Here is a 6,884-nt window from a genome sequence, read left to right as displayed (position 1 = left end):
TACCTCGACCATGCCCTCGTCGCGGAGTAGCGCGTAAGCACGCAGCACCGTGTGCAGGTTCACCTGCAGGCTCGCCGCCAGAGTCTTGGCGGGAGTCCGGGCCGGGGCCGTCGTGGGTGCCGGTCTCCGGGAACCCGGAGACCGGACACGGGTGGACTTGGTTACCGGACGCCTCGCCTGCCGTACAGGCTCACCGCCAGGAGGACGCCGACGGCGGCCAGGGCGACCTGGATGACGAGTTCGATCCAGTCGATGCCCGACGTGGTGGCGACTCCGAGCGCTCCGGCGATCGCGGTGCCGATGAGGGCGGCGACGATACCGATGACGATGGTCAGCCAGATCGGGATGGCCTGCTTGCCGGGCACGACGAGCCGACCCAGGGCACCGATGATGGCGCCGATGATGATGGCGGTGATGATGCCGGTGACTGTCATGTTCCACGCTCCTGTCTGCTCAGCTGCCAGGCGTATGCCCTGGGAAAGCAGAACAACACATAACGGAGTGACCCGAATTACTGGCCGTCGGTCACGGTCCTGTCTTGAAGTGGTCGTATACGGGTTCCGGCCCGGCGCTCACCGCCCGGGGAGCCCCGGTGTCAGGAGACCCGGTCGACGGGCTTTCCCGGTGTTTCCACAGCCGTGTCGACGGCGGGGACGGCGGGAGCGCCGGGGGTGGCGGGAGTGGCGCCGCTCAGCAGGGAGCGGACGAGTCCGAGGCCGGTGCCGCCGAGGGTGAGAGCCTTGGCGAGCATCTCCTCGACACCCTGGGCGCCGTTGAGGACGACCATGTGGTCGACGTTGCCGAAGGACTTCGCCCCCGCCTCGACGATCTGCGGCCAGTTCTCGGCGAGCTGCTGGGCGATGACCGCCTCCTGGTTTTCGGCGAGGGCCTCGGAACGGGCCCGGATCGCGTCGGCCTCGGCCAGGCCCCTCGCCTTGGCCGCCTCGGCCTCCGCGAGTCCCTGGGCCCTGGAAGCCTCCGCGGCGGCCAGGCCGGTGGCCTTGGTCGCGTCGGCGGCGGCGAGACCGCGCAGCCGCACGGACTCCGCCTCGGCCGCGGCGGCCTGCTTGACCTGCGACGCCTGCGCGGCGGCGCGGAGCTCGGTCTCGCGGGCCTCGGCCTCGGCCTGGGCGATGCGGGCGTCGCGCTCGGCCTGGGAGGCCGTCACCGTCTCGTACGCCCTGGCGTCGGCGGGCTTGCGGACCTGGGCCTGGAGTCGCTGCTCGGCCAGCGCCGCCTCAAGCTCGGCGGCGCGGGTCTCCTGGACGACGACCTCCTGGCGGGCGGACGCCTCGGAGAGCGGCCCCGCCTGGCGGGACCTGGCCAGGGCCTCGTCGATCTCGGCCTGGTAGGCGGCCTGCTTGATCTGGGAGTCACGCCAGGCCGCGGCCTTGTTGGCGGCGGCGACCTGCTCGGCCTCGGTGGCCTCCTGGTCACGCTGGGCCTCGGCGATGCGTGCCGAGGCGGCGATCCTGGCGGCGTGCGGCTTGCCGAGGTTGGTGATGTAGCCCGTCTCGTCCTCGATCTCCTGGATCTGCAGGGAGTCGACGATCAGTCCAAGCTTGATCATCTCGTCGGCGGCCGAGGCGCGGGTCTCACCGGTCAGCCGCTCGCGGTTGAGGATGAGGTCCTCGACCGTCAGGTTGCCGATGATCGACCGCAGGTGGCCGGTGAACAGCTCGTGGATGGCGCCGTTCATCGAGTCCTGCTGGTCCAGGAAGCGGCGGGCGGAGTTGGCGATCGAGTGCAGGTCGTCGCCGACCTTGTAGATCACGACGCCGCGGACCACCACCGGGATGCCCTGCTGGGTGACGCAGGAGACCTGGAGGTTGGCGGCCCGGCTGTCCAGGCGCAGGCGGCGCGCGGTCTGGAATCCGGGGAGCACGGAGGTGCCCTTACCTGTGATGATCTTGAATCCGAGGCTGTCGGCCTCCTCGCTCCTGCCCCGGGCCCCGAGTCCGGAGATGATCAGCGCCTCGTTGGGTTCGGCCACCCGCCAGATGGCCTTGAACAGCAGGACGATGACGAGAAGGGCGACGAGGACGACGCCCCCGATGACGAAGTACTCCGTAGGCATCGCGGCCTCCACGGTGGGGGATGAGAGGACTGTCAGCCGAGCGCTCGGGAGACGTAGACGGTGCGCGGCGGGAAGAAGTCGACGATCACGACGATCGAACCGACGGTGATCTCCTCGTCGGGAACCGTGGGATGCGCGTAGAACGCCTCGACACCACCCCGAACCACCACCATCACCTCCCCGACCAGGCCGGGGCCGATCTTTCCGGTGACCCTGCCCTCTTTACCGACCACGCGATACTCCCCGGATCAGCCGTCAGAGGGAAAAACGAATGCGTGCCTCGCTCCGCCACGCACCATACCGCGGCATGAGCTCGTCCGGACTTCCACCGTTAATCCCCGTGCTTCACTTTATAGAGGTAACGAGCCAACCTTCCATAACGTTCCGGCTTATCCTGAAAATTCATACGGCAAGCTCCCCGCTCACCCGCACCGCCTCCCGTCCCGCGAAATCCGAGGTCAGCGGCAAAAAGGCACGAAGCAGCGGAGAACCACGCGGAGCGGTGCGCCCCGGTGCACACCAGGACGCCCCAGGCGCGGACCCCTTTCCGCGGGCCGGATAGGCCGGCGTGCCGTCACCGCCCGCTCCTCCTTTCAATTCCCGGCGACCATGACATGACTCTCATGCGGGAGATATCATGACAGTGCGCTAATAGCATGGGTAAAAAGTTCCCGAAAACGCAGCGCGGCGACCGCGGCGATCCATTCACATCGTGATGATCGCCCCATGACCGATCCTGATGAGATCAATCCACGTAAGGCCCTGGAACTCGGCATGGACCGGCCCATCTCCCGCCGGGACTTCTTCGACGGGATGATCGCGGCCACGGGGATCGCGGCGGCGTGCTCGCTGCCCGGGATCGGCGGATGGAACGCCTCCCCGGCCGAGGGCGCGGAAGAGGTGCCCCGCCTCGCCGGCGCGGAAGACCTGGAGCTCTCGCCCGACACCTCCTACCCGCCGTCCCTCACCGGGCTGCGCGGCGACACCGCGGAGGCGCTGAGCGTGCCGCACGCCCTTCGCGACCAGCGCTTCTGGCCGTACGCGGGCACGCCGGAGCCCACCGGCGAGCGCTATGACCTGGTCGTGGTGGGCGCGGGGATCAGCGGTCTCGGCGCGGCCCACCGGTGGCTGGAGCGCGACCCCGGCGCGCGGATCCTGATCCTGGACAACCACGACGACATCGGCGGGCACGCCCTGCGCAACGAGTTCCACCCGAGGACCAGGAGGGGGCCGCTGGTCTCGTACGGCGGGTCACGGTCGATCATCAACCCGGCGGCGTGGACCCCCGAGGGGAAGGACCTGCTCGCCAAGCTGGACATCCGCCCCGAGAGGCTCGCCAGGGAGCGGAGGCTCTACGCGGACCTGGGGATGCACGACAGCGTCTTCTGCGACCGGGAGACCTTCCCCGCCGAGAGGCTGGTCGTGTTCACCCCCGGCCAGGGGGCACCGCGGTGGATCGCCGAACTGCCGGTCGCGGAGCAGGCCAGAAAGGACCTGCTCATGCTGTACGGCGACCCGCCGGACTGGTTTCCCGGCCTGTCCGGCGAGGAGAAACAGGAGCGGCTGGCCAGGCTCACCTACTCGGGTTTCCTCGCCGAGGTCTGCGGGGTCCACCCGGATGTGCTGAAGTTCGTCCAGACCATGCCGAGTGACAAGTGGGCCTACGGCTCCGACGCCTTCGGCGCGATCGACGCCTGGGCCTGCGCCGACGAGCACCGGTACCCCGGGTTCCGGGGGCTCGGGCTCGACGCCTCCAAGCCGTCCAGGTACAACTCCCCGACCGTGATCAAGGAGTGGGACGCGGACGAGCCGCGCGCCTACCGCTTCCCCGAGGGCAACCAGGCGATCGTCCGGATGATCGCCGCCCGGATGATCCCCGGCTTCGCCACGGCCGCCGACATGGCGGGGATCACCACCGCGAGCTTCGACTACGGCGTGCTCGACCGGCCGGGCAACCGGGTCCGGATACGCCTGTCCAGCCCGGTGGTCTCGGCGGTCAACGACGGCCGGCCCGAAGTGGCCACCGGCGCCACGGTCGGCTACTTCGACGGCGAGCGGGTGCGGACCGTGCGGGCCGGAAGCGTGATCATGGCCTGCTGGAACTCGATGATCCCCTACCTGGTCGGCGACCTGCCGCCCGCGCAGCGGGCGGCGCTGTACCGGGCGGTCAAGGTGCCCCTGCTGTACGCGACGGTCCAGCTCCGTGACTGGCGTGCCTGGCAGGAGGTCGGGATCAGGCGCGCCAGGTTCACCGGCGCCCGCTGGTGCGTGGCCGAGCTCGACGACCCGGCCGACGTCGGCGGCTACCGGTGCCCGAGGACACCCTCCGAGCCGATCGCGGTGCACATGGTCAGCACGCCCGTCACGCCCGGCGTGTCACCCGCGCACGGCTCGATCGCCGGTCGGTACGCCCTGATCGAGACGCCGTACGGGCATCTGGAGTACAGCATCCGCGACCAGCTCACCCGGTTGCTCGGCCCGGGAGGCTTCGACGCGGCCCGCGACATCGAGGCGATCACGGTCAACCGGTGGGGGCACGGCCACACTCCTGAGTACGCCACCCCGTGGGATCTCGACTTCTACCCCGACGGGCAGCCACCGGCGGCCGTCGCCCGCCGGCCGCACGGCCGGATCGCGATCGCCAACTCCGACTCCGTGCCCGCCGCCCGCGCCGACGCGGCCGTCACCGCCGCCTACCGCGCGGTCGCGGAGCTACAGCGCTGACGGGATCAGCCGGGCTTTCTCAGCCTGGTGAAGGCCCAGTTCATCCTCGGCTCGACCGCCCAGCGGGTGACGCGCCGCACCGGTTCCGTGCACAGCAGGGCGGCGAGCCCGATCCCGAGAAGCGCCACGACCGTCACCCCCGGCAGGGTCTGGGCCCAGTCTCCGTAGAACCGCTCGGCGACCTTCACCACCAGGCCGTGCAGGAGGTAGGCGTACATCGTCGCCGCGCCGAGCCCCGAGTACCAGGTGCGCCTGGCCGGGGTGACCGCCAGAAACGCCGCGACGAGCAGTGCCCCGGCGGCCAGCATGCCCAGGCGGATCAGGCTGCCGGTGAGGTCGTCGACGCCGATCGCGTCGTTGGCGTGCCGCCACCGGATCCACTCGGTCTTCACCAGGGTGTGCGTGGCGAGCGCCAGGACGCCGCCACCGACCAGCACGATCGCCCCCGCGGCCCGTACCCACCGCCGCCTGAGCCACTCGAAGTGCTCAGGACGGAGCATCAGCCCGAGCACGTAGAACGGGAGCAGGCCGAGGGTCCGGTTCATCGACAGCTCGTCGGGAAGCCTGCTCATCCCGGACAGCAGCGACAGCCCGACCGCGACCGTCAGCGGCCACCGCAGCTGCTGCCAGACCGGGGTGGACAGCCGCCACAGGAAGAGCGACATCAGGAACCAGGTCAGGTAGTACGGGTCGAGGAGGCTGATGTCGAGCTTGCCGTACAGGACGAGACGAGGCAGCGAGTAGAGCAGCTCGAAGATCACGTACGGGACGGCGAGCGTGCTGATCAGCTTGCGCGCCTTGCCGGAGGAGAAGGTGAAGTTCCGCGACAGGTAGCCGCTGAGCACGATGAACAGCGGCATGTGGAACGTGTACACGTAGAAGTAGGCCGCGTGCGCGACCGGCACTTCTCGCAGGTCCTCGATCAGGTGGCCCGAGACGACCAGGGTGATCGCCAGGAACTTGGCGTTGTCGAAGAACGGGTCCCTGCCCGCGGCGGGCGGGAGAACGGCCCGCAGCGGGGTTGCGACACTCACAGCCCCGGACCGTAACCGGACCTGCCCAACGTCCGGCGAACAGCCGGTGACAGCCGGGGAAATCCCCGCCGACCCCGCCCGGCGGGGGTGCGGCTACGCGACGGCGGCGGCGCTGGCGTCCCAGAGCGCGCGGGCCAGCGCGGGGTCGGCCATTCTCCTGGGGACGGCCGCCGGGGCGCTTTTGGCGAAGTAGCGGCCCGGGTGGGCGGCGCCGTCCGGGTGGGTGGCGAGGTGGACCATGGTGCTCGCGCCCTCCTCGACGGTCTGGCCCATCCCGGGGATGTTCTTCACCATCCACATCATCAGCGTGGCCGGGGCGAACTCGGTCCTGATCACACCGGGGTGGAAGCAGGTCGCGGTCACCCCGGTGCCCGCGAGGCGCCGGGCCAGCTCCACCGTGAAGAGGGCCCCCGCCTGCTTGGAGTCCCCGTACTGGAGCCAGCCGCTCCAGCGCCGCCGCTCGCGGTCGAGATCGGACGGATCGAGGCGCCCGGTCTTGCCCGCCCGGGAGGAGGTGGTGATCACACGCTCCCCGACCCGCTCCAGCAGCAGGTTCGTCAGCAGGAAGGGGGCAAGGTGGTTGACCTGGATCATCGTCTCGTGGCCGTCACGGGTGAGCGTGCGCTCGGTGGTCATGACACCCGCGTTGTTGACGAGAATGTCAATCCGCTCGTAACGGGAGAGCAGCTCGGCCCCCAGCCTGCGCACATCGTCCAAAGAGGTGTAATCGCAGGTGAACGTATCCGGGACCGTTCCCGAGACCGCCGTTACCCTTTCCGCCACGCGAGCTGTCTTACCGGGATTACGGCCGACCAGAACAACACGCTGCCCGCGCCTCGCGAGCTCTACCGCCGCTGCCTCACCAATTCCGGCACTAGCCCCGGTAATCACACTAATCATCCGATCCTCCACTGCGCAGAAAGCCTATTCGGTGCTAGTCTCCTATGCGATCTTCCGGAGGCCTATCCACCCCTAAGCCGGCACGAGCCTCCACACGCTCAGAGGTTGGGACGAGTGGACATGGGCTCTAGAAACCGCTCGATTCGGTT

At 69.5% G+C, this 6,884-nt stretch carries 6 protein-coding genes; 1 reads left to right on the top strand and 5 read right to left on the bottom strand.

The genetic code is table 11. The features are described 5' to 3' along the window. Window positions 1-161: 161 nt before the first annotated feature. From ACWD3H_RS29315 to ACWD3H_RS29305, 3 genes are all read right to left on the bottom strand, one after another. Entirely contained in the window at window positions 162-434 is a 273-nt protein-coding gene (locus ACWD3H_RS29315) for a GlsB/YeaQ/YmgE family stress response membrane protein (protein WP_451957274.1), read from the bottom strand. A gap of 161 nt (window positions 435-595) precedes the next feature. Beyond that, the gene (locus ACWD3H_RS29310) at window positions 596-2,077 is read right to left on the bottom strand and encodes an SPFH domain-containing protein (RefSeq protein WP_451957273.1); all 1,482 of its coding nucleotides are present in this window, start codon (window positions 2,075-2,077) and stop codon (window positions 596-598) included. Between the two features lie 32 nt (window positions 2,078-2,109). Then, window positions 2,110-2,310 carry a hypothetical protein gene (locus ACWD3H_RS29305; RefSeq protein ID WP_030916074.1) on the bottom strand — a complete coding sequence of 67 codons (201 nt, stop codon included), beginning with the start codon at window positions 2,308-2,310 and terminating at the stop codon, window positions 2,110-2,112. A gap of 493 nt (window positions 2,311-2,803) precedes the next feature. Between ACWD3H_RS29305 and ACWD3H_RS29300 the strand changes: the two genes are divergently transcribed. Further along, the gene (locus ACWD3H_RS29300; protein WP_451957272.1) at window positions 2,804-4,801 is read left to right on the top strand and encodes an NAD(P)-binding protein; all 1,998 of its coding nucleotides are present in this window, start codon (window positions 2,804-2,806) and stop codon (window positions 4,799-4,801) included. A 5-nt stretch (window positions 4,802-4,806) separates the two neighbouring features. Here ACWD3H_RS29300 and ACWD3H_RS29295 read toward each other — a convergent pair whose 3' ends face one another. After that, window positions 4,807-5,835 carry an acyltransferase family protein gene (locus tag ACWD3H_RS29295; RefSeq protein ID WP_451957271.1) on the bottom strand — a complete coding sequence of 343 codons (1,029 nt, stop codon included), beginning with the start codon at window positions 5,833-5,835 and terminating at the stop codon, window positions 4,807-4,809. A gap of 93 nt (window positions 5,836-5,928) precedes the next feature. Next, a complete protein-coding gene (locus tag ACWD3H_RS29290; protein ID WP_451957270.1) occupies window positions 5,929-6,735 on the bottom strand; it encodes an SDR family NAD(P)-dependent oxidoreductase in 807 nt (268 codons plus the stop codon). Between the last annotated feature and the right edge of the window lie 149 nt (window positions 6,736-6,884).

Source organism: Streptosporangium sp. NPDC002607 (genome assembly GCF_053592655.1).
The sequence above is the reverse complement of the archived record's forward strand: the minus strand, read 5'-3'. Positions and strand labels throughout refer to the sequence as shown.

Coding starts and splice junctions, on each gene's coding strand:
- ACWD3H_RS29300 (WP_451957272.1), top strand. CDS start 2,804: ATGACCGATCCTGATGAGATCAATCCACGTAAGGCCCTGGAACTCGGC.
- ACWD3H_RS29310 (WP_451957273.1), bottom strand. CDS start 2,077: ATGCCTACGGAGTACTTCGTCATCGGGGGCGTCGTCCTCGTCGCCCTT.
- ACWD3H_RS29315 (WP_451957274.1), bottom strand. CDS start 434: ATGACAGTCACCGGCATCATCACCGCCATCATCATCGGCGCCATCATC.
- ACWD3H_RS29290 (WP_451957270.1), bottom strand. CDS start 6,735: ATGATTAGTGTGATTACCGGGGCTAGTGCCGGAATTGGTGAGGCAGCG.